This window comes from Corynebacterium sp. CCM 9203 (assembly GCF_041357675.1).
Taxonomy (GTDB): Bacteria; Actinomycetota; Actinomycetes; order Mycobacteriales; family Mycobacteriaceae; genus Corynebacterium.
Window position 1 is genome coordinate 675022 of record NZ_JAUERY010000001.1, and the last position, 22850, is coordinate 697871.

General features: G+C 62.5%; 18 protein-coding genes and 1 pseudogene. 12 read left to right on the forward strand and 7 right to left on the reverse strand.

Annotated elements, in window-relative coordinates; translation table 11 throughout:
* Nucleotides 1–10: 10 nt before the first annotated feature.
* The 8 genes from tatA to QWU44_RS02985 all read left to right on the forward strand — a co-directional run bounded on the left by tatA (nucleotide 11) and on the right by QWU44_RS02985 (nucleotide 9398).
* On the forward strand, nucleotides 11–439 hold the full coding sequence (tatA, locus tag QWU44_RS02950; RefSeq protein WP_370914194.1) for a Sec-independent protein translocase subunit TatA: 429 nt from the start codon (nucleotides 11–13) through the stop codon (nucleotides 437–439).
* 94 nt (nucleotides 440–533) lie between these two features.
* On the forward strand, nucleotides 534–1568 hold the full coding sequence (tatC, locus tag QWU44_RS02955; RefSeq protein ID WP_370914195.1) for a twin-arginine translocase subunit TatC: 1035 nt from the start codon (nucleotides 534–536) through the stop codon (nucleotides 1566–1568).
* 72 nt (nucleotides 1569–1640) lie between these two features.
* The gene (locus tag QWU44_RS02960) at nucleotides 1641–4463 is read left to right on the forward strand and encodes a DEAD/DEAH box helicase (RefSeq protein ID WP_370914196.1); all 2823 of its coding nucleotides are present in this window, start codon (nucleotides 1641–1643) and stop codon (nucleotides 4461–4463) included.
* 178 nt (nucleotides 4464–4641) lie between these two features.
* Nucleotides 4642–5808: a M24 family metallopeptidase gene (locus QWU44_RS02965; protein ID WP_370914197.1), complete on the forward strand. Its 1167-nt coding sequence runs from the start codon at nucleotides 4642–4644 to the stop codon at nucleotides 5806–5808.
* On the forward strand, nucleotides 5805–6578 hold the full coding sequence (locus QWU44_RS02970; protein WP_370914198.1) for an SDR family oxidoreductase: 774 nt from the start codon (nucleotides 5805–5807) through the stop codon (nucleotides 6576–6578). Before QWU44_RS02965 ends, QWU44_RS02970 begins: the two co-directional genes overlap by 4 nt.
* Nucleotides 6579–6601: 23 nt before the next feature.
* Complete coding sequence (gene cbiE / locus QWU44_RS02975; RefSeq protein WP_370914199.1) at nucleotides 6602–7903, forward strand: precorrin-6y C5,15-methyltransferase (decarboxylating) subunit CbiE; 1302 nt, start codon at nucleotides 6602–6604, stop codon at nucleotides 7901–7903.
* Complete coding sequence (gene cobM, locus QWU44_RS02980; protein WP_370914200.1) at nucleotides 7900–8673, forward strand: precorrin-4 C(11)-methyltransferase; 774 nt, start codon at nucleotides 7900–7902, stop codon at nucleotides 8671–8673. The genes cbiE and cobM overlap by 4 nt, the downstream gene beginning before the upstream one ends.
* Entirely contained in the window at nucleotides 8661–9398 is a 738-nt protein-coding gene (locus QWU44_RS02985) for a cobalt-precorrin-6A reductase (RefSeq protein ID WP_370914201.1), read from the forward strand. The genes cobM and QWU44_RS02985 overlap by 13 nt, the downstream gene beginning before the upstream one ends.
* Before the next feature lie 51 nt (nucleotides 9399–9449).
* On the opposite strand, the pseudogene QWU44_RS02990 reads toward QWU44_RS02985, so the two are convergent.
* The 7 genes and pseudogenes from QWU44_RS02990 to QWU44_RS03020 all read right to left on the reverse strand — a co-directional run.
* Nucleotides 9450–9715: pseudogene (locus tag QWU44_RS02990) on the reverse strand (IS481 family transposase); the annotation flags it as partial.
* 204 nt (nucleotides 9716–9919) lie between these two features.
* The gene (locus QWU44_RS02995; protein WP_370914202.1) at nucleotides 9920–10264 is read right to left on the reverse strand and encodes a PadR family transcriptional regulator; all 345 of its coding nucleotides are present in this window, start codon (nucleotides 10262–10264) and stop codon (nucleotides 9920–9922) included.
* Complete coding sequence (locus QWU44_RS03000; protein ID WP_370914203.1) at nucleotides 10257–11255, reverse strand: hypothetical protein; 999 nt, start codon at nucleotides 11253–11255, stop codon at nucleotides 10257–10259. Before QWU44_RS03000 ends, QWU44_RS02995 begins: the two co-directional genes overlap by 8 nt.
* 335 nt (nucleotides 11256–11590) lie before the next feature.
* Nucleotides 11591–11953 carry a hypothetical protein gene (locus tag QWU44_RS03005; RefSeq protein WP_370914204.1) on the reverse strand — a complete coding sequence of 121 codons (363 nt, stop codon included), beginning with the start codon at nucleotides 11951–11953 and terminating at the stop codon, nucleotides 11591–11593.
* 103 nt (nucleotides 11954–12056) lie between these two features.
* On the reverse strand, nucleotides 12057–13577 hold the full coding sequence (gene cobJ / locus QWU44_RS03010) for a precorrin-3B C(17)-methyltransferase (protein WP_370914205.1): 1521 nt from the start codon (nucleotides 13575–13577) through the stop codon (nucleotides 12057–12059).
* Nucleotides 13578–14222, reverse strand: coding sequence for a precorrin-8X methylmutase (locus QWU44_RS03015; RefSeq protein ID WP_370914206.1), 645 nt, complete (start codon nucleotides 14220–14222; stop codon nucleotides 13578–13580).
* 24 nt (nucleotides 14223–14246) lie between these two features.
* Nucleotides 14247–15458, reverse strand: coding sequence for a precorrin-3B synthase (locus QWU44_RS03020; RefSeq protein WP_370914207.1), 1212 nt, complete (start codon nucleotides 15456–15458; stop codon nucleotides 14247–14249).
* Between the two features lie 105 nt (nucleotides 15459–15563).
* Between QWU44_RS03020 and QWU44_RS03025 the strand changes: the two genes are divergently transcribed.
* From QWU44_RS03025 to lnt, 4 genes are all read left to right on the forward strand, one after another.
* Entirely contained in the window at nucleotides 15564–16853 is a 1290-nt protein-coding gene (locus QWU44_RS03025; RefSeq protein ID WP_370914208.1) for a lipase family protein, read from the forward strand.
* A 78-nt stretch (nucleotides 16854–16931) separates the two neighbouring features.
* Nucleotides 16932–20540, forward strand: coding sequence for a cobaltochelatase subunit CobN (gene cobN / locus QWU44_RS03030; RefSeq protein ID WP_370914209.1), 3609 nt, complete (start codon nucleotides 16932–16934; stop codon nucleotides 20538–20540).
* Nucleotides 20541–20735: 195 nt separating this feature from the next.
* Complete coding sequence (locus QWU44_RS03035; RefSeq protein WP_370914210.1) at nucleotides 20736–21290, forward strand: FxsA family protein; 555 nt, start codon at nucleotides 20736–20738, stop codon at nucleotides 21288–21290.
* An 11-nt stretch (nucleotides 21291–21301) separates the two neighbouring features.
* Nucleotides 21302–22843, forward strand: coding sequence for an apolipoprotein N-acyltransferase (gene lnt, locus QWU44_RS03040; RefSeq protein ID WP_370914211.1), 1542 nt, complete (start codon nucleotides 21302–21304; stop codon nucleotides 22841–22843).
* Nucleotides 22844–22850 lie beyond the last annotated feature (7 nt).

The window sequence follows — 22850 nt, forward strand, 5'->3', positions numbered from 1 at the left end:
GGTCCTCCCCATGCCCATCGGCGCTCCAGAACTACTCATCATCGCCTTCGTCGTCATTCTTCTGTTCGGATGGAAGAAACTTCCCGATGCAGCCCGGTCGGTCGGTCGCTCGATGCGCATCTTCAAATCCGAGGTCAAGGAGATGAAGAACGACGATGACACCACGAACACCGCAGCGACGGACTCAACCGCCACCAACGTCATTCCGCAGTCCCGGGAACTGACGCAGAATCCGCAGGCGCCACAGTATCCGCAGCAGGGTTACGGTGTTCCGAACCCGCAGGCGAACCTCAACCAGCCGCCGAACCCCGCCCCCGGATACCAGCAACCGCAGGGATACCAGACTCCGCAGGGCTATCAGCAGCCGACGCCGCCCGGATATCCGCAGAATCAGTCCGGCTATCTGCCCCCGAACTACCCCGATCAACGGCAGCAGTAGAAAACGAGCGAAACACAGGCACTTTCACGTCTGTCTTGACCCGGTGCACCTGTTTTCCCGGTGTACCGACCACGGAGCGGAGCATCAATCGCCAATGAGCATCCCCACCCCGAAGAAGCGGCTGATCCCTCGCCGAAAACGGTCCACGAAACGGTCCGCTGACGGAACCATGACCCTGGTGGAACACATCCGGGAACTGCGGAGGCGCCTCATTATCTCCCTACTCGCGCTCGGCATCGGAACCATCATCGGTGTGATCTGGTTCGAGCATTCGGTTTTCGGTCTTCCTACACTCGGATTTCTTCTCCGTGAACCGTACTGCAGCCTTCCGGAAACGGTTCGGGCCGACATTTCCGCTGACGGTACCTGCAAACTCCTTTCCACCGGCCCCTTTGAGATGCTGGGGCTCCGACTGAAGGTCGGTGCACTCGCAGGACTGGTCTTCGCATCACCGGTGTGGCTCACTCAGTTGTGGCTGTTCATCACCCCGGGACTACACAAAAACGAGCGCCGTTCCACCGCCATATTCGTGACAGTGGCAGTCCTCCTATTTCTGCTAGGTGCTGTCCTTGCGTACTGGGTCATCACCTTCGCCCTCGAGTTCCTCCTCACCTTCGCCAGTGAATCCTCCACCACGGCGTTGAACGGCAAGCTCTACTTCAGCTTTCTCATTGGTCTCCTCCTCGTCTTCGGGGTCAGTTTCGAGGTTCCGCTGATCATCGGGATGCTGAATGTCATAGGTGTGGTCAGCTACGAACAGTTGAAGGACAAGCGGCGCATCATCATCTTCGGTATTTTCTGTTTCGCTGCGGTGATCACCCCGGGCCAGGATCCGATGAGTATGGTCTCACTCGCGCTGGCTCTGACTCTGCTAGTCGAACTATCCATTCAGTTCTGTCGGTTCAACGACCGCAGGCGCGAACGGGATCGCCCCGAGTGGGCTGACCTGGATGATGACGAGGCATCCCCGTTACCGCAACCGTGGAATGGTTCGTCCGGGGGGAGCGGGCAGATCCGGAGTTCGGGGCCTGTCGCTGCCCCAAATCCCATCCGTCCCTCCACCGGAGGAGAGCTGAATCGGCCGCGCTTCGACAGTCGGCCCGGCTCCGACTTCGACGACGTTCTCTGAATGCGGGTGGGGTGAGGGTCCGCCCGATGTTGCGGTACGACTGCGGCGGTGAACCCGGGTAGCGTTGTACCCATGACGGATACCGCCACGCATCTCGACGAATTCACCGCACGGCTCGATTTTCCCCTCGATGACTTCCAGGTGCAGGGCTGCCGCGCCGTTGAATCTGACCGGGGGGTTCTGGTCTGCGCTCCCACCGGGGCAGGGAAGACGATCGTGGGGGAGTTCGCCGTTTCTCTGGCGTTGTCGCGGGGCACCAAGTGTTTCTACACCACCCCGATCAAGGCACTGTCCAACCAGAAGTTCCACGACCTCGTCGACGTCCATGGTGAGGAGTCTGTGGGTCTGCTCACCGGAGATGTCTCGGTGAACGCGTCCGCGGAGATCGTCGTCATGACGACGGAGGTTCTGCGCAACATGATCTATGCGGGTTCCCCGGCACTCGACAGACTGAGCCATGTCGTGATGGATGAGGTGCATTATCTCGCGGACCGCTCCCGTGGGCCGGTCTGGGAGGAAGTGATCCTCAACCTGGATGAATCGGTGCGCATCATCGGTTTATCCGCGACCGTGTCCAATTCGGAGGAATTCGGTGCCTGGCTGCGGACGGTGCGCGGTGACGTCGAGGTCATAGTTTCCGAGCACCGTCCGGTTCCGCTGGATCAGTGGATGCTGCTCGGTAGGACCCTCTATCCGCTGTTCGAGCCGGGGACCGGGGGCTCGGTCAACCGGGAACTGGAGAAACACGTCCAGCGCCTGAACTCTGCCGAACTCGAACGCGGAACCTCCGCATATTCAGGTAGTGGGGGCTTCCGCTCCCGAAGCGGAGGTGACGCAGACGGCAGCCGTTCCGGACGTCGGCACGGAGGACGGAGATCAGGACACCCGCGGGAAGGAGGACATCAGCGCCCCATGGGGCGGCCTGAAGTCCTTCGAGTTCTGCAGAACAGGAACATGCTTCCGGCAATCACCTTCATCTTCTCCCGCGCGGGATGCGATGGCGCACTGCATCAGTGTCTCGGCTCTCGGCTCACCCTGACAACGGAGGATGAGGCGAAGGAGATTGGTCAGATCATCGATGCCGGGGTATCGGACATCCCCGAGGTCGACCTCGAGATACTGCGCTTCCGCCAGTGGCGGGCTGCACTCACCCGTGGATTCGCCGCGCACCACGCCGGTATGCTTCCCGCCTTTCGGCACATCGTGGAGGAACTGTTCACCCGGGGTCTCGTCCGGGCGGTTTTCGCAACGGAAACCCTGGCACTCGGTATCAACATGCCCGCCCGTTCCGTGGTGCTGGAGAAACTGGTCAAATACAACGGTGAGGCTCACGTTGATCTGACTCCGGGTGAGTACACACAGCTCACGGGCCGTGCAGGTAGACGTGGCATCGACACGATGGGGAATGCCGTCGTGCAGTACACGCCGGCGATTGATCCACGTGCCGTCGCGGGACTCGCATCCACACGCACCTACCCCTTGATCTCCACGTTCCAGCCCGGATACAACATGAGCGTCAACCTGATTCGCACCATCGGATACGGTCCAGCACACAGGCTTCTGGAGAAATCCTTCGCCCAGTTCCAGGCCGACGGCTCCGTGGTCGACGAGATCCGGGAGATCGAGAGGGCCGAAAAGAAGGTCGCAGAACTCCGCGGGCAACTGGAGCGAGCGGTGACCGCGGCGAATCCTCCCGCTACGAAGGGCGAAGCCGTCGAGGAATTCCTCGGTTACATCAGACTGCGGGCTGAGCTCTCGAAGAAGGAAAAGCTCGCGAGGCGGCGTCATCTGGAGGACCGACACACCGAAACGGTCGTAGCACTACGTAGACTTCAGGTTGGTGATGTCATCGCGCTGCCCACCAAGAAGCATCCCATGTTCGCGGTCGTCGTCACCCCCGCTCCCGATTCGCACAATCCCCGCCCGTGGCTGATCACCGAAACCGGGTGGGCGGGCCGAGTGGACGCCGGATCATTCGCAGTAGCGCCCAAGATCGTCGGCCACCTGCCACTCGGCAAAGATGTGGTCCGCAAACCGAGGAAACATGCACGCACCGTGGCCCGGGAGATCCACAAGAGCAATTTTCCCCGTCCGAAGAGCCTGCGCCACGAAACCAGGGTCCGGGACACTGCGGAGGTCCGGCAACTCCGTACGGAGCTCCGTGCTCACCCCGCACACGACTGGGCCGACCGAGAGATACTCGCCAGGATCGCGGAGAAGCTGATCCGTCGGCAACGTGATCTGGACCGACTCACATCGAGGGTGTCCGCAGCGACGGATACCCTCGGCAGGACATTTGACCGGATCGTCGATCTCCTCGCGGAGATGGACTACCTCGAATTCGTCACGGAGGAAGACGCAGTCGAACCGACACCAGTGATTACCGAGGAGGGCGAACGGCTCGCGCAGATCCACAATGAATCCGATCTGCTCGTCGCACAGTGTCTCCGCCGCGGTATCTGGAACGATCTGGACCCTGCGGAACTCGCCGGAGTTGTCAGTATGTGCACTTTCCAGAACCGACGGGAGGTGCACGGTGGATCTCCGGATGGGGCCACTGACCGGATGGCGACAGCCATGAACGCGACGAAACGCATCCACGGGGAACTGGTCTTCGATGAGCAGCGGCACAACCTCCCCGTGACCAGAGAACCGGAAGCAGGTTTCGCGCTCGCGATCCACCAGTGGACCGCAGGCGCACCGATGGGTTATTGCATGGCCGCCGCAGCGGAATCCGGTGCGGAGCTGACCCCGGGTGATTTCGTCCGCTGGTGCCGCCAGGTTATCGATCTCCTCGAACAGGTGGCGAAAACAGGCTACACCGATGAGGTCCGACACACCGCCCGGGCAGCCATCGACGCAATCCGTCGTGGCGTCGTGGCGATCGGAGCCTGACTCTACCGGGGACACACAGTAGCTGCGGGGACTGTGTATACGACGGTGGTGACACTGATCCGCCCGCGATCCCGAAAACACGGTTCCCCGAAGATTCCGCGTACTACCGACTGTGCAAGCGGTATTCTTCCGCAGACCCGGCGGTAGCGCATCCCAGACTACTATCTATGATGGGGCCATGACTTCGAGTGAGACCGCATCCACCGGACAGCTCCACCGCGACCGTCGTACCGCGATCCTGGAACACATGCGTAGTGCGGATATGCCGGTCATGATTCTCGGGACCGGCCCTGATCTCGAGTATTTCACGGGCCTGGATATCGACTCGCATGAGCGCCTGACTGCGCTGGTCATTCAGACGGAAGGCGATGATTTTCTTATCGTCCCGGCTGTCGACGCGGGGAGCATCGTCAGGGAACGCACCGAGGAAATCGGAATCGCCCTGATCCCTTGGCGGGACGGACAAGATCCGTACCAGATGATCAGCCGGAATCTCGTCCCGTGTAACGGTACTTCCGGAGATAACGTTCACGGGGTCGGCTTGGGTTCTACTCTCACTGCGGACCATGTCCTTCCGCTGCAGAGCAGATTGGCTGGGTTCCGCTACGTCAGTATCCTCGCGGCACCGGTGATTGATCGGCTACGGATGGTGAAAACAGGCTACGAGATCGAACAACTCGCCAACGCCGGGGCCGCCATCGACCGGGTCCACGCGCGGGTTCCCGAGCTGTTGCAGCCGGGCAGGACTGAAACTGAGATAGCCGAGGAGATCACGCAGATGATCCTCGATGAGGGGCACGCATCCGTTGATTTCGTCATCGTCGGGTCCGGACCGAACGGTGCTGATCCACACCACAGTTTCTCCGACCGCAGACTTCACACCGGCGACCTCGTCGTCGTCGACATCGGAGGCACATTACCGAGCGGTTACCGCTCCGACTGCACTCGCACGTATCTCGTTGCTGACGCAGATCCACAGGTGATCACCGAACAGGTGCTCGACATGTACCGCGTGCTGGAAAAGGCTCAGTCGGCCGCCGTCCGGGCGGTCCGTCCCGGAGTCACCGCCGGAGAGATCGATCATGTGGCCCGCGATATCATCACGGCGGCCGGATATGGGGAACAGTTCATACACCGCACGGGGCATGGTATCGGTCTATCGACGCATGAGGCACCATCGATCTCGGCGGGATCTGATACCGTCCTTGAACCGGGAATGGTGTTCTCAATCGAGCCGGGGATCTACCTGACGAACGAGGTAGGGGCCCGGATCGAGGACATCGTAGCCGTGACCGGGGACGGGGTTCGGACACTCAACAATCGGCCGAGGAGCCTGTTCTGGTGAACCCGGGATCGGTCCTATTATTGGGCGGCCACAGTGACATCGGGACCCAGTTAGCCGAGCGCCTGGCAATCGGCCGGGCCGTGGTTCTCGCGGCACGGGACCCGGATGCGCTCGATGACGTCGAGGAGCGAATGTTCATGGCTGGTGCGGACAGCGTTCATCGCATCGCTTTCGAAGCCACCGACATGGACAATCACCGGCAGGTCATTGAGCAGGCACTGGCAGTGGCTGGGCCAACTGCGTTCGCCATCGTCGCCTTCGGGATCCTCGGTGATCAGGAGCAGGCGGAACAGGATGAAGCGCACGCCACCCGGATAGCCACCATCAATTACACCGCGCAGGTATCTGCACTGACGATACTCGCCGATGTGCTCACGAAAACATCGGTATCGGGGATGACTGCGACTATCATCGCGTTCTCCTCTGTCGCAGGATGGCGTCCCCGCCGCGCGAACTACGTGTACGGGTCCACGAAAGCCGGTCTCGACGCTTTCTGTCAAGGGCTCGCAGACCGCTTGCACGGCGGTCCAGTTCGGTTGATCACCGCACGGCCGGGTTTCGTCATCGGGCGGATGACACGCGGCATGGTCCCTGCTCCGATGTCCGTCTCCTCCGCAGAGGTAGCGGATGCGATTGCCGGGGAGATTCGGGTCCAGGACGAACGGGGGCAGATCCGCTCAATGACCTTGTGGATTCCCCGTCGACTTGAACTTCTGGCTCGGATCATGCGCATCGTTCCTCGCCCGGTGTGGCGCAGGATGCCACGCTGAGTCTGAAGGTAGGATGACGGGCCATGACCTCCTCCGCCACCGGTCACTGCACTGCCCCCGGCAGCGGTGTGGATCATCGGGACACACCTCTTGCCACCGTCATAGGAATCAGCGCCGCAGGCATGTCAGAACTTCCGGAGACCTCGACGGCCAGGCTCCGAACCGCTGATGTGGTGATCGGTTCTTGGCGTCAGTTGAACCTCATCGACGGGGGGATTTCGGCCGAGCGACGCCCCTGGCCTTCACCGCTGCTGCCCTCGATCCGGCCGCTGTTCGAGGAATTCGCCGGACGGCGAATCGTGGTGCTCGCGTCAGGCGACCCGATGTTCCACGGAATCGGCACGACGCTTACCAGGATCTTTGGTGCGGACCGCATCGAAATTCTGCCGCTCGCGTCTTCTGTCTCCCTGGCCTGCGCACATCTGGGATGGGCTCTCGATGATACAGCGGTCATCAGCCTGGTCACTCAACCTGCCTCCGCAATCATCCCGCTGGTGGACCAGGGGCGACGATTTCTGATACTCGGCCGTGATGAAAAAACCCCCGGTGACATATCGGAATTACTGTCTGCTCTCGGCCACGGTTCTGCCATCATCCGGGTGCTGAGCGATCTGGGGGGACCGGACGCAGACGTGCAGACACACAGGGCCGATGCTGTGACGGAACCTCGGAGCGCATTGAATGTAATCGCCGTAGAACCGTCGGGCGGTCCCACCCGAAGTCTCGCCCCCGGACTCCCGGACGAATCCTACGCCACCGATAAGGGCCAACTGACCAAAACCGATGTCCGTGCGTGGACGGTCTGTGCTCTCGCACCACGCCCGGGAGAACAGCTCTGGGACATCGGCGGTGGTTCCGGTTCCGTTGCAATCGAATGGCTCCGTGCTACCCCGGGGACCCGTGCAATCACCTTCGAGAAGGAACCCCACCGGAGGAGAATCATCTCCACCAACGCACAGAACCTTGGGGTTCCCCATCTGGAGATCCTCGGTGCAGCACCCGACTGCTTCAGAAACGCCGACCGCGATCCGGACGTTGTATTCATCGGCGGTGGCCTCATCACCCCCGGACTCGTCGATGCCGTGTGGTCCCGGTTGCGGCCGGGCGGAAGACTCGTGGCCAACGCCGTCACCATCGAATCGGAGCAGGTGCTCTGGCACCACCGCGCACGCCGTGGGGGCAGGATCACCCGGATGCAGATTGCCTCGGAGAGCACCATCGGTGGTTTCACCGCACTACGACCGGCATTGCCAGTAACGCAGTGGCGCGTCGTCAAGAAAATGGGACCCGCATCCACCCGGAAAAGAGAGAATGACACACCATGACCGTCTACTTCATCGGCGCCGGACCGGGCGCAACGGACCTGCTCACTCTCCGCGCGGACCGACTCATCAGATCCTGTGGTGTCTGTCTCTACGCCGGCAGCATCGTCCCGGAGGAGATTCTCGAGCACTGCCCCGATGATGCCGAGGTGATCAACACCTCCCGGATGGCGCTCGATGAGATCATCACGGTGATCGAAAGTGCCAACAGCAACGGCCTCGACATCGCGCGTCTCCATTCCGGGGATCCGTCGGTGTATTCCGCGCTGGCTGAACAGGCCCGACGCCTGACGGAAGCCGGTATCGCCTACGAAATCGTTCCCGGCGTTCCATCCTTCGCCGCCGCTGCAGCATCACTCGGGCACGAGCTCACCGTCCCGACTGTCGGGCAGACCGTGATCCTCACCAGAATCAGTGGTCGGGCGTCCACAATGCCCGAAGGTGAGGATCTCGCCACACTGGGTTCCTCTCACGCGACCCTCTGCATCCATCTCGCAGCGCACGACATCAACCGTGTCGTCAACGAACTGATCCCGAATTACGGGATTGATTGTCCCGCTGCAGTCGTCGCCTACGCCAGCCGCCCCGAGGAGCACATCGTGCGCGGACGACTCGGCGACATCGCCGATAAAGTGCGTACCGCGGGCATCAGCCGAACTGCCTTGATCATCGTCGGGGAGGTTCTGGGAGCTGAGGGGTTCCCCGACAGTTACCTTTATTCGATGGATCGCCCACGCGATGAGGAAGGACGGACGCTACCGTGCACGCACTGATCCTCGGGGGCACGTCGGAGGGACGTGAACTCGCCGCACTGATGTCCGCCCGTGGCTGGCGTGTGACCAGCTCGCTTGCAGGCCGCGTCGACAATCCCCGGCTGCCGGTTGGCGAGGTCCGGATCGGCGGCTTCGGTGGCCCCGCCGGACTCACCCGCTGGTTGATGGAACAGAGGGTGGCAGTGGTGATCGACGCGACCCATCCCTTCGCCGAACGGATTTCCCTGTCCGCCGACGAAGCAACTCGGGCCACCGGAATCCCGCTGATCGCCCTGCACCGCCCTAAATGGGAACCTATAACCCGAGACAAATGGCGGATGGTCGACACAATGGAGGAGGCGGCACGGGTCGCTGAGCGGTACTACCACCACATCCTGCTCACGATCGGCCGACAGCAGCTCGCTCCTTTCGCGCACGATGCTCTGAACCTCTACGTCATCAGGTGTGTGGACAAACCTGACACGCCGCTTCCGACTCGTCACCGGGTGATCCTTGATCGAGGGCCATTCACCGTGGCAGGGGAGAAGAAGCTCATGCGGGACAACCAGATCGACTGTGTCGTGACCAAGAACTCCGGTGGCGAGTACACACGGCCGAAGCTCGACGCGGCACGCGAACTGGGGATCGACGTGGTTATGGTGCGCCGTCCGGATCTGCCGGGCGGTGGTCGGATCACCGTGGTACACACTGCCGAGGCGGCTTTCAATGCCGCGATGGAACTCTAGCTGTACTGAGATCGCACCGCTAGAGACAGAACCACCGCAGTTGCGCTGATTTGCGGTCTCATCGTCGTGGATCTCGACGTAGGCAAAGCGGGAATAGTCTCGTCGATGACGAGCATGGAGGTATGCCTTTTCCACTGAAGGGTGGTCGTACTTGTTCCGGGATTTATCAGGAGTGGAGATTCGATTTCTCTCTTCTTGCTGCCGACCGACGTAGCGCAGATCTCCGCCGTCTGGGGTGTTTCCAAGCTTCTTCACATCCACGTGAGTCATCAGCCGGGATAGTCGTGTTCATATCGACGAACCGCTTCTCCGGTGGCTCACTGGTGGTATCTGGTCGGGTGCTGCCTACTACGCGATGCGATGCGCATGGTTCCCGTGTCGCACATCGAGCACGCTGCCGACACCATGACAGGATGCGGAGGTCATCCCGTCCAAAGAGATCGGGGAACTACCGGTGAACGCCAGGCCCGTTTATGTCCGCGACGAGCGACTACCTCGATCATCCTCTCCGGTCAGTACATCTAGCAGATGTTCAGATGTCCGTAACCACTGACGATTGCCACGAACTCGGCGAACCGGCTGCGGAACTCCGCCAACTGCTCGGCCCCTGCGGGGGAGAGGTGGTAGACCTTCCGCCCGGGTCCGCCTTCACCGGGTTCCCAGGTCGATGTCGTCAGCCCGTCGTCCTCCAACCGGTTGAGCACCGGATAGAGTGCGGCTCCCTTGACCGGGTTCAGTCCCCGTTCCGCGAGTCGCTCAGCAAGCCCGTAGCCATGGCCAGGCGCGATCTCCATCTCCCCGAGAAGTAACAGTGGCAACGTCACGCGCTGCCAGGCCGCGAACTCCCGATCCGAACGATCACCCATCGTTTCCTCCCCGCAGCGTGGGTAGGCCGGCGTCAATCCAGAGTTTGGGGACCGTCATGGCGAGGCCGACGAAGAGCATCCCACTCACCACGAGTAGGAACGTCTCCCCGCTCCGCATCACGCTGACGGCCACCAGGGTGACGAACCCGTACTGGAGCAACTGCCACCGGCTGCGACTCCGCAGTGATCTATCCTCTCCTCCGGTACGGGCCGCGGCGATGGTCGGGGAGCCGAACTCCTCCTGCGGGGTGACTCCCCGGGACAGCGAGTGGTCAGCGAGCTGGCGGGCCTCCTGCTCTGCGCGGGAGGGGCTGTACCCGTAGTTACTGCGCAGCAATGTGCCGTACCGAGACACCCACTGTCCGGGATCGTCACAGGTGTCCCGCTGGTGGTCGGGGACGATGCCGTCGTCCGGGGTGATCCACCAGCTCAGAGCGACGAGTCCGAGACCGATGGCCGGAACGAAAACGGACGGCAGATCGATAATCGGTGCCGGATCTGTCACGACCGTCGTCACGCCGGTCGTGAGGATTCCAGCGACGGTTCCGACAGCACCACCCCAAAAGCCGATGGACCGTCCGCTGCCATGGCTGAGGAGTGCGAGGTGAAATGCCGTGAGGCTGACGGTGAATCCGAGGGCGAACACAATCATCCTGGTGCTGAGTGCGAAGGTCCATCCAGTGGTGAACAGCCAGAACGAGGCGATGAGGACCGTGAATCCGGCCTGCATGAGCACGCCCGACAGCAGGTTGCGCCACGTCAGTCCGGCCAGTTCAGGTACGTAGGGGTGAGACCTGATGGTCTCCTGCGCGGCGTCGTGTGGTGTGGACCATGCCGCATCGTCTGGATCAACGGCGGCATGGATCAGGGCGTTCCTCATCGTGTCGGTTTCCCGGGCGAGGGCATCCCCGTCGAGTCTGCCACTCGTGGCGAGATGAAAACGGTACTCGGATAACCACGAGGATTGGGCTGCAGTCAGCTTGTTGTGCATAAAACGGTAATTCCTCTCGTGACTCGGTGAGTGAATTATCACCACCCCAGGCTAGATAAATTTTTGATCTAGTCAATTAGTAACTTCAGATGGTCACCTGACGCCTTCCTCTCGCAGACGCCCCCCCTCGAGCCACCGGAGACAACCGCCACACCTTCCCACATTCCCAACATGGCGAAGACAAAGAGACAAACGCACCGAACTACCGGAGCAGTCCGCCACCATCCCATTCCCGGCTCAGAACACGCATGAAAAATCCGGCCCTGCAACGGCAACAATTCCGTTGCAGGGCCGGATCCACGGGATCAAGTACCAGAGAACCTGTCGGCAGGAAATTAACGTGGAAGGAGATTCAACAACATTGAACGAACGGGGCCGACGATCACACCCAATGCGTCGAGGGCGAGTGCTACAGCCGCAACAGATAGCAGGACGCGAGCCCAACTGGGGGAACCGTCATACCATTTCTGCAGGCCATTGGCACCGATTTGGGCGGAGAAGTTGTTGTTGGACACGGATCCGAGGTCGGCAGAACCCGAATCAGCCTTCTTCGCCACCTCTACCGCCTCCTCGACAACGGCAGAAGTACCAGTCGTTGTGTCCGCCGTAGCAGCGGGGGTAACGGCACCAGTAGCGAGCGTGAGAGCGACCGCTCCGGAGATGAAAGCATGGAGAAGTCGGTGGGTGGGCGTCCGCATCAGGGGAAACTCCTAGAATCAAAAGGGAAAGTAAGGTTGCTATGTGTATGTCCGGCCGGAGACCGACCATGACTCCGCATCGTGCCCGAAGGTTTATGACATCTTAATCGTAGCGCCGAGAAGTGAACACCCGCGGACCATCAGGCCCCTGGTACACCCTCGTAGTCGAAGCCCCGATGATGAGCATGGTCCGCATGTCGACCACCTCAGGATCAAAGTCACCGAGTGTGCTCACCGTGACAGTCTCCTGAGCGGAACCAACCGCACGGCCTACGATGACCGGAGTATCGGGACGTTGATATTCCGCCACGATGTCACGCAGCTCCGTCACCTGGCACCGCCTGGTCCGTGATGCCGGGTTGTACACGGCAAACGCCATGTCAGCCGATGCGAGAGCGCGCACCCGTCGGACAATGACCTTCCATGGTTTCAGTCGATCGGAAAGTGAGATCATTCCAAAATCGTGACCGAGCGGCGCACCCACCCGTGATGCGACGGCCTGCGCGGCAGTCATCCCTGGAACGATCCTGACGGGAACCTCCCGCCACGCACCATCGTCAGCGGTCTCCAACACAGCAGCCGCCATTGCGAACACACCGGGATCACCGGAACTGACCACCGCCACACGGCGTCCCCGTGCCGCGAGATCCAGCGCCATCGCAGCACGTTCAGCCTCGACCCGGTTGTCGGAAAGGTGACGACGCTGCCCGGCGCGGTATGGGACCCGGTTGATATAGGTGGAGTATCCGACGAGGTCCTCCGCCAGCTCCAATTCCCGCGACACTTCAGGAGTAGTCCAGGCGGCATCACCCGGACCCAGCCCGAGAACGACCACCTCACCGCGGATCGAGACGGGGGAAGTGGACGACGGTTCCGGGGATGCCGCACAGACACCTTCCCGATGGGAGGGGACAACAGCGACCGCGAAGTACGGCACCCTGGTCACCTCACTTGCCGGACACGCATGCTCCCCGTCCATCCCGATGCGGGAGACAACGTACGCGCGCCCCAGGACGCCCGCCCGGTCGAGAGCCCGCTGCACCTTCGGCCAGGTCCGCCCGAGTTTCATCACCACAGCGGTATCTGTGTCACGAAGTCGGCGCGTCAGCTCATCCTCGGTGAGAGTCCCGGGGAGGACCGTGAGTACCTCGTCATCCTCCGCCAGGGGTCTGGCGAGAACGTCGGCGGCAGCAGTCACCGAGGTTACACCCGGAATAATGCGGGCTTCCCGGGTTCCTGGATGATCCGCCAGTATCCGGTGCAGGTGCTGGTAGGAGCTGTAGAGCATCGGATCACCGAGTGCGAGAACAGCGACATTACGCCCAGCGTCGAGGTGTGTGGCAAGGCGGTTCGCGGCTTCGACGTAGAAGTCCGCGAGTGCACCGGCGTAACCACCCGGATGATCGGTGTCGCCGGTGGTGACCGGGTAGACGAGCAGCTCATGGATCTGCCCTTCCCGGAGGTGGCCCTTCACCACGGCACCCGCCGCGGAAGCACCCCCGGGTTTCGCATGGTAGGCGACAACATCAGCGTCGTTGATTGCACGAGCCGCCGCGATGGTGAGCAGGTCCGGGTCACCCGGTCCAACGCCGACTCCGGTGAGGATTCCGCCGCGCCGGGCCATCTAGATGATCTCCCGGGCATCAGCGAGCGCATTGATAGCGGCGCAGGTGATCGCGGAACCTCCGCGCCGACCGTGCACGGTCAGGTAGTCAGTCCCGAGCATCGATGCCGCGTTAGCGAGGGCCCGTTTGGATTCCGCTGCCCCGATGAATCCGACAGGGATACCGAGGACTGCCGCAGGACGGGGTAATCCAGGATCCCCGGACAGTAGTGTCAACAGATGAAACAGAGCGGTCGGAGCGTTACCAATGGCGACAACTGCGCCGTCGAGGACGGGACACCACAGTTCCACGGCTGCCGCCGTGCGAGTGGTCCCGAGTTTCCGTGCCAGGTCCTCGACGCGGGTATCCCCGAGGAAACAGATCACCTCGTTGTTCGCGGGGAGACGGCGTCTGGTCACTCCGGAAGCGACCATCTGAACATCGGTGAGTATCGGCGCGCCGGACTCCAGAGCTCTCCGTGCAGCGGGCACAAGTCCGGGGGACATCGAGATGTCCGGAGCAAGGTCGACTTCACCCGCAGCGTGGATCATCCGGACCGCGACGGTCCTCTGTGCGCGATCAAAGGCACTCAGATCGGCTTCATCGCGGATGGTGGCGAAGGAACGGCGGTAGATCTCCGCACCGTCAGTGATGTAGTCGTACATGCCGGTCATCCTACTGTCCGGGATTCAGCTCCCCGTATCCTGGTGCCCGACCTTATATTCACCGTCCCCGACTGCAAGGTAGTCCATGTACTGTCCCTGTACGGGATGTCCGCAGCGGCGTTCGCAACCCGAAAAGTGGACGAGCCCCTCCGCGTTCCCGGGAATCCGCTGTTCACGGACCGCATTCTCAGCGTCGGCACGAGTGTCAGATGCCGCCTTGTCACATCCACTCGATCCTGTGCACGCGGAGACGTCGAGCCAGGGGGATGAGGCATCGAAGATCAGACCCATCGGGGCGAGGACCTTGACCACCACCTCTGCGGAAGCCTCGTTGAGTCCGTCGATGATGACCGAACGCCAACAGGTCACCTGGGTGGGCCTTCCGATGGTTGCGATCATCCGCGCGAGATGCGCGTCGAGTTCCCCGAACTTGATCCCCGCTGCGAGACTGACCGTTCCGTCAGGACGATCAAACCAGCCGATAGGCGGTTCCGGGATCTCTGTCGGCACAGGGGGAACCATCACTGGGCACGCGAGCCCCGAACTAATGAGATCAGTGGCGATGGCGGCCGCCGCGCCGGGTACCTCGTCGATACGCCACGCAATACCGCGGCGTTCATTCCACATCACGGCCGCGCGTACGAGAGCCCGGACGGAATCACCCGGGTCGGTGGCCGCACCGGTGAGTTTCCCACCGAGGATCAGGTGATGATGGTCCGGTCCGGGAAATATCCCGATATCCGGCCTCCGGGCGAGGATAATTCCGTTTCCATCATCGATACCGAAGAGGATCCGACCAGACAGTCCCGCGGTATTCGGGTCTGCGAGAAGCATACGATCCAATTCCCGGACGAGGGGAATTAAGTCCGGCGAGAGAGGCGCGGCGATGACGTTACGGACCCTGTCGTGGGCGATACTCGGAAGCAGGCCCGCTGCGTCAACCGCAGCCGCGAATTCAGCGGTATGTTCCTCGGTGATTCCTCTAATCTGGAGATTTCCGCGGGTGGTCAGACGAATCTTCCGGTCACCGTAGTCTTCCGCGAATCCGGCCAGGGTCTCCCACACTCCGGGGGACACGTAGCCACCGGGGATCCGGATCCGCCCTATCCGACCATCGGCTGCACGGTGCATGTGTATCGCGCCGGGACAGGCATCGGATCTGTCCCGGTCTCCCAGACGACGGGAGTTCTCCACGGTGTGTCCGGCCTTATCCGGCTCGCTGGAATCCACGGTCATACTCTCAGTCTAGGTCTCGGCTAAACCCGATCCGTTTCTGGGACGCCCCTCGTTGAGTAGGGGATGATGTCCACCGGACTCCCGGAGCGTCGTTAAAGTGGTGTCATGTTCAGCCATATCCGATCCCCCCACCTCCACACGGTCGCATCTGTGCTGCTGCGCACGGTGATCCCGGTGACAATGGACGTGGCACGGAGTCAGATCCTGCGCTGGTTGAGCAGCGATCGAACGGTCATCCGATACCCGGAGCGGAAGCGTCCGCAATGCTCGGTGACTGACATGGAACCCGGAACGGTACTATCATCCGAGCCGGTGGATGTCCTGGGGGCGGGTGGAGGTTTGAATCCTGCGGTCGCAACCGCGTTCTGCTACACCACCAGGAACTCATCCGGGAGAGTGATCCCCGCGACGGGTGTCCTACTCCGGTCCCGGAGGATGGCCTCGAGGCACACCGGACCACGCCCCCTGATCGCCTTCGCCCCATCCACCCAGGGGGTCGCACGGCACTGTGACCCCTCCGCAAGCTGTACGGTTGGCCTCAACCTGTTCCTCCGTCCCCCATTTGACTGCATCATCGCTTACGAACTTCCCGTTCTGCTCGCGCTAGTGGCGTCCGGTTTTCACGTTGTGTTCATCGACTATCCCCGGGATGAGGCCACGGGTGTCCAGTACTATGGCGACAACATCGCCGGTGGCCATGCCCTCGCCGATGCGGTGCGGGCCGCAGTCGCTCTCGGGGTGTCGCCGCGTGCGCCGCTCGGGCTCTGGGGGTTTTCGCAGGGAGGTGGCACTGTGGGCTGGCTCGTCGAGAATCCGGGATACGCACCCGATGTCGTTCCGCGCGCGGCAGTCATCGGAGCTCCTCCGTCGGATCTCTGTGCGGTCCTGCGTCACGTCGACGGCGGTCTGATCACCGGCGCCCTCGCATACGCGGTCGCAGGGCTGATGGTGAGTTCGGAGGATCTCCGGCGGACATTGTGGCCACTATTCAACAAACACGGTCGGGCACAGATCCGCGCGAACACCGCCACCTGCGCGGGGGGAAGCATCATCACTTCCGCGTGGTCGTCCACCCGACGCTGGACGTCATCCGGTCGATCCCTCGCTGAGCTGGCCGAAATTCTGCCGTCGGTGAGAAGTGCGTTACGGCGCCAGATGTTGGGAGGCGGAGTTCCCTCGTGCCCCGTGCTGCTGTGGGGTTCCGCGAATGACGACGTCATTCCGGTCGGTCAAGTTAGGGATGTCGGACGTAAGTGGGCGGCATCCGGGGGAGAAGTCGTGTACCGAGAATCGATGATGCCGCGAATCCCCGGGCACGGGGCGTTGAATCACTTCCTCCCGTATTACCTCCGCCTGCCCAGGAACATCGCCTGGTTGACAGCGGCACTGCGGTAGGCTGACCAGAGCAAAGACCCATTTACGTACCCCCGAACGCGATGCCCCACAGGCACCGCAGGCAAGGACCCCTCCACCGTGATTCTGCTTCTCTCCACCTCCGACACCGATCTGTTGTCCGCGAAGTCCGCGAATGACCATCCGGAGGTGGAGTACCGCTTCGCCAACCCGAACGGTCTATCCACCGAGATGCTCGACGAGCATCTCTCCGGCGCCGACCTGGTGATCGTGCGATTGCTCGGTGGCAAGCAGGCATGGGAGGACGGACTGGACCACATCCTGCGCAGCGGTGTTCCGGCGATTGTCGTGTCCGGCGAGCTCGCTGTCGATGCAGAACTCACTGAGTTGTCCACCGTGCCCGCCGGTGTGGTCACCCAGGCGCACACGTACCTGGCGGAGGGTGGCGCGGACAATCTGCACCAGTTGCACAACTTCCTCTCCGACACGGTGCTGCTCACGGGACTCGGCTTCGACGAGCCGGTCCGGATGCCGTTCTGGGGTCATCTGGACCGCCCGGAGTTCTCCGGACCGAGCGACGCGCCGCGAGTGGCGATCCTCTACTACCGGGCGCAGCATCTCGCCGGCAACGTGGACTACATCCACGGTCTGGCCGACGCGATCGAGAACCTCGGCGTGCGCGCGGTGCCGATCTACTCCGCCTCCCTCCGAACCGCACCGGATGACCTGCTCACCGAGCTGGCGGACATGGACGTGCTCATCACCACGGTGCTCGCGGCCGGTGGCACGAAACCCGCGACCGCACAGGCGGGGGAGCAGGACGAGGCCTGGGATGTGGCGGCTCTCGCCGCACTCGATGTGCCCATCATCCAGGGGCTCGCGCTGACCAACCCACGCTCCAGGTGGGAAGAGTCCGATGACGGACTGTCACCGCTGGACGTCGCCACCCAGGTCGCGGTACCGGAGTTCGACGGCCGGATCATCGCCGTGCCATTCTCCTTCAAGGAGTACGACGCGGACGGCCTGATCTCCTACGTCCCCGACCACGAGCGCTGCGCCCGGCTCGCCGGGATCGCCTGCCGCTTCGCCCGGCTGCGGCATCTCGACAACGCGGAGAAGAAAATCGTCATCATGCTGTCGGCGTACCCGACGAAGCACGCCCGGATCGGCAACGCGGTCGGCCTCGATACCCCGGTGTCCACCCTCAAGGTACTGCGGGCGATGTCAGAGGCCGGATATGATCTCGGAGACACCTCCGAGATTCCCGGTTACGACGATCTCGACGGCGACACCTTCATGCACGCCATCATCGCCGCCGGTGGCCACGACCCCGAGTGGCTCACCGAGGAGGTGCTGGCCAATAATCCCCTGAAACTATCGAAGCGGGACTACCTCGACTACTTCGCCACCCTGCCGGAAAGTATGCGAGAGGAAATGACCGAACACTGGGGTGAGGCCCCCGGCACGCACTATGTCAACCCCGCCACCGGTGAGCTCTACGTCGCGGGGCTCGTCTTCGGCAACGTCGTCGTCATGGTGCAGCCGCCCCGTGGCTTCGGTGACAACCCGGTCGGCATTTACCACGACCCGGACCTGCCGGCGAACCACCACTACCTCGGGACATACCACTGGCTCCGTCACGTCTTCGGCGCGGACGCCATCGTGCACATGGGCAAGCACGGCAATATGGAGTGGCTGCCCGGAAAGACCGTCGGCATGTCCGCGGACTGCTACACCGACCAGGCGATCAGCGACATGCCGCTGATCTACCCGTTCCTCGTGAACGACCCGGGAGAGGGGAGCCAGGCGAAACGCCGGGCCCACGCCACCCTCATCGACCACATGATCCCGCCAATGGCCCGCGCGGAGTCCTACGGCGACATCACGCGGCTCGAACAACTGCTCGACGAGCACCAGAACATCTCGGCGATGGACCCGGCGAAGCTGCCAGCCATCCGGCAGGAGATCTGGACCCTGCTCACCGCCGCAAAGATGGATCAGGACCTCGGCTGGGAACAGCGCCCGGACGAGGAGGTCTTCGATGACATGCTCATGCACATCGACGGCTGGCTCTGCGAAATCAAGGACGTCGCCATCCGCGGTGGCCTGCATATCCTCGGTGGGGACATCTCCGGCGAGATGCGTATCGAACTCGTCCTCGCGATGCTGCGTGCACGCCAGCTCTGGGGCGGGGAGCGCAGTGTCCCGGGCCTGCGGGAAGCACTAGGTCTCTCCGAGGCCGGCGACGAGACCCGGACCCGGGTGGACACGGTCGAGGAGGTCGCGCACGGGATCCTCAGCCGCCTCGACGAACTCGGCTGGGACGTCGAGCAGGTCGACTCCGTACTCGACGGGACTCCCATGCCCGACACCGCGGACCGGGACACGGTGGCCGCGATCATGCGCTTCGCGTGCACCGAGATCGTCCCCCGACTCGCCCAAACCCCGCGCGAAATCACCCAGATCCTGCACGCCCTCGATGGCGGCTTCATCGACGCCGGTCCCTCGGGTTCCCCGATGCGTGGCCTGATCAACGTCCTGCCGACCGGCCGAAACTTCTACTCCGTCGACCCAAAGTCACTGCCCAGCCGCCTCGCCTGGGAGACCGGACAGTTGCTCGCCGACTCGCTGATCGACCGCTACCGCGACGACCATGATGGCGTCTATCCGACGTCCGTCGGACTGTCGGTGTGGGGGACATCCGCGATGCGCACGTCCGGCGATGACATCGCCGAGGTCTTCGCCCTCCTCGGGGTCCGTCCGGTCTGGGACGAGGCATCGCGCCGAGTTACCGACCTCGAGGTCATCGATCTCGAGGAACTGGGGCGCCCGCGCATCGACACCACCGTCCGGATCTCCGGTTTCTTCCGCGACGCGTTCCCGCATGTCCTCGCGTTACTGGACGACGCGGTGCAGATGGTCAAGAACCTCGACGAGCCGGACGAGAGCAACTACATCCGGGCCCACGCACGTGCCGACGGCACCCTCGACGAACACACCCACCGGATCTTTGGGTCCAAGCCCGGGACCTACGGCGCCGGTCTGCTGCAGCTCATCGAGTCCGGTGCCTGGCGCGACGACGCCGATCTCGCCGAGGTCTACACCTCCTGGGGCGGCTACGCCTACGGGCGCGGTATCGAGGGCGTCGAGGCCGCCGAGGACATGCGCACCGCCTACCGGCGGATCCAGGTCGCGGCAAAGAACGTCGACTCCGCAGAGCACGACATCGCCGACTCCGACGACTACTTCCAGTACCACGGAGGAATGATCGCGACCGTCCGGGCACTCACCGGAAACGATCCCGAGGCCTACATCGGAGACTCCCGCCGCCAGGAGACCGTTCGCACCCGCACCCTCCACGAAGAGTCACGCCGCGTGTTCCGCGCCCGCGTGATCAACCCGCGCTGGATCGAGGCCATGCGGAAGCACGGCTACAAGGGGGCCTTCGAGATGTCGGCGACCGTGGACTACCTCTTCGGCTACGACGCCACGACCAACCTGATGGACGACTGGATGTACGAAACCCTCACCGACACCTATGTCCGCGACGAGGTCAATCGTGAGTTCTTCCGCCAGTCGAATCCCTGGGCACTCCGGGACATCTCCGAGCGTCTCATCGAGGCCGCCGACCGCGGGCTGTGGGAGGAACCCTCCGAGGAAGCCATGGAGCTGCTGCGGGAAACCTACCTTGAAACGGAGGGAGAACTGGAAGCACGAAACGGCGATTGACCCCGTTCTTCGAATAACCTCACACCTGGCGGCTCTGTTGGTCAACCAGAAGCAGACGCACCGATATTTCAGGTAAGTCCACCGATGTGCTGATACTACGGTCTGTCTCCTCCGTGAATGCCGATTTGATATCCCCGAGCCGTGGCCGGGCCGCCGTTAGCTCTCGTACGAGGGGCAACCGGTACACTCGGTCAGGTGCCTCTTCTGATTGCCATCCCGTACATCCTGATCGAATCCCTCGCTTTCTGGCTAGTGTCCAGATGGATCGGAGTCGGCTGGGCGCTGCTCCTGCTGATCACCTTCTTCTTCGGTGGGCTGCTGCTCGCAGCCAATGAGATGCGCCGCATCGCGGTGAAGCTCGCCCAGGGGCGTGTCGATGCCGGTCGCGGGGCCGGGGATTATGGCCTCGTCGCAGCGGGTGCTCTCGGTGTCGCGATGCCCGGCTTCATCACCACCCTCGTCGGACTGTTGTTGATCATCCCCCCAACGAGGTCCGTCGTCCGAGGTGTCCTCGCTCGACAGATGCGGCGCAGGATCGAGGATCTCGGGGTCCGTGGATTTCAGGCCGCCAACAGGTACCGTCAACAGACAAGCTATGGAACCTTCGTCGTGGAACATGATTCGACGGGAGATTCCCCCACCACACACGCACCGGATGATCAGGAGATCCAGCGTTGGAGCAACGAGATCACCCCTGATGATTTCCTCGGCGAACACCGAGGCGACGGCGACAGCCGCCCAAAGGACTGACGCCCTGTCACATGAGCTTTTTCCTACGCCTGCTCCTAGCCCTGAGTAGCGGGATTCTGGTCTACACCTCCTACGAACCGCTGGGCTGGTGGCTTGCGGCAATACCCGGTATGGCATTGCTCTACATCGCTCTCGCGCCATGGAAGTGGGGCCGGTTCACGTCATCGCCACGGTTACACACGGGAGCGCTCCTTGCGTTCGTCCAAAGCCTAGTTCTCTATCTTCTGCTCCTCCCGTGGATCGGGGAACTGGTGGGCACATTTCCGTATGCCGCACTCGCGGTGACTGAGGCGCTCTACGCGATCTTCTTGGGGCTCGGTGTCACTGCGGCGGCAAGACACAGATGGGGTGTGGTGTTCTACGCCTTCATCGCCGTGGCAGTCGAATGGCTACGCAGTTCCTGGCCGTTCGGCGGGTTCCCGTGGGTCCGTCTCGCCTGGGGACAGATCGATGGTCCACTACGCTTCCTCGCACCACTCGGTGGCCCCGTGGTGATCACCTTCGCTGTTGTCCTCGTCGCCGCCGGAATCGCATCATTCATGCTGCACAGTAAACAAGTGACCGGGCTTCTGCTCATCGCCGTACCAAGTATGATCACAGTCGGATCCTGGGCCACAAGTCCCGGTGATCGCGCGGACACGGGGGAGCTCACCGTTTCCGCCGTGCAAGGCAACGTCCCGCGGCTCGGTCTCGATTTCAACGCGCAACGCCGCGCGGTGCTGACGAATCACGCCCGGGTGACGGAAAGCCTCGACCAGCCCGTTGATCTGGTAGTTTGGCCCGAAAACTCTGCGGACGTCAATCCTTTCGCCGACCAACGTGCCAGGGAACTCATCGACGAAGCCGTACGGTCCGCCGAGGCTCCTGTACTGGTCGGTACATTGACTCGTGATGAGGTAGGCGACCGCAACACCGTAGTCGTATTCGATCCAATCACCGGCCCCGGGGAGTGGCACCACAAGAAGTACCTGCAACCATTCGGTGAGTGGATGCCGTTCCGTGAGCTACTCCGTCCACTCTCTCCCTACGTGGACAGAGCTGGCGACTACAAACCAGGGGACGGTGACGGGGTCGTTCACATCAGGGTGCCCGGTACCACGGACATGATCGGGGTGGGGGTGGAGACGTGCTACGAGGTCGCCTTCGACGCTGCGGGGCGAGGGGCGGTCAACGCCGGAGCCCGGATACTGACGACCCCCACCAATAACGCCACGTTCGGTTTTTCCGACATGACGTACCAGCAGTTGGCGATGTCCCGCATGCGGGCGCTGGAGCTCGACCGCGCTGTCGTGGTCGCCGCAACCTCCGGGGTTTCCGCAATCATCGGACCCGATGGTCAAGTCAGAGCAAGCACGAAGATCTTCACTCCCGCGACCCTCACCGAAACCCTCCCCCTGCGCGACCGGCTAACCATCGCCTCACGGTATGGTTCCCTGATTGAAGTCGCACTGGGTACAATTGGATGGATATGTCTGTTAGTCGCGCTCATCGCCGGTCGGTCTACCGGTCCGGACTGTTCCCGACGCAGGCGCCAGCCACACCGAGGAGTATGACTCACCC

Excerpts from the sequence above, each read along its gene's own strand:
- QWU44_RS03000 (WP_370914203.1), bottom strand. The coding sequence starts at position 11,255 with ATGCACAACAAGCTGACTGCAGCCCAATCCTCGTGGTTATCCGAGTAC.
- cobM (WP_370914200.1), top strand. The coding sequence starts at position 7,900 with ATGACCGTCTACTTCATCGGCGCCGGACCGGGCGCAACGGACCTGCTC.
- QWU44_RS03020 (WP_370914207.1), bottom strand. The coding sequence starts at position 15,458 with ATGACCGTGGATTCCAGCGAGCCGGATAAGGCCGGACACACCGTGGAG.
- QWU44_RS02965 (WP_370914197.1), top strand. The coding sequence starts at position 4,642 with ATGACTTCGAGTGAGACCGCATCCACCGGACAGCTCCACCGCGACCGT.
- QWU44_RS02960 (WP_370914196.1), top strand. The coding sequence starts at position 1,641 with ATGACGGATACCGCCACGCATCTCGACGAATTCACCGCACGGCTCGAT.
- cobJ (WP_370914205.1), bottom strand. The coding sequence starts at position 13,577 with ATGGCCCGGCGCGGCGGAATCCTCACCGGAGTCGGCGTTGGACCGGGT.
- QWU44_RS03005 (WP_370914204.1), bottom strand. The coding sequence starts at position 11,953 with ATGCGGACGCCCACCCACCGACTTCTCCATGCTTTCATCTCCGGAGCG.
- lnt (WP_370914211.1), top strand. The coding sequence starts at position 21,302 with ATGAGCTTTTTCCTACGCCTGCTCCTAGCCCTGAGTAGCGGGATTCTG.
- QWU44_RS03025 (WP_370914208.1), top strand. The coding sequence starts at position 15,564 with ATGTTCAGCCATATCCGATCCCCCCACCTCCACACGGTCGCATCTGTG.
- tatC (WP_370914195.1), top strand. The coding sequence starts at position 534 with ATGAGCATCCCCACCCCGAAGAAGCGGCTGATCCCTCGCCGAAAACGG.
- cbiE (WP_370914199.1), top strand. The coding sequence starts at position 6,602 with ATGACCTCCTCCGCCACCGGTCACTGCACTGCCCCCGGCAGCGGTGTG.
- tatA (WP_370914194.1), top strand. The coding sequence starts at position 11 with ATGCCCATCGGCGCTCCAGAACTACTCATCATCGCCTTCGTCGTCATT.
- QWU44_RS02995 (WP_370914202.1), bottom strand. The coding sequence starts at position 10,264 with ATGGGTGATCGTTCGGATCGGGAGTTCGCGGCCTGGCAGCGCGTGACG.
- QWU44_RS03015 (WP_370914206.1), bottom strand. The coding sequence starts at position 14,222 with ATGTACGACTACATCACTGACGGTGCGGAGATCTACCGCCGTTCCTTC.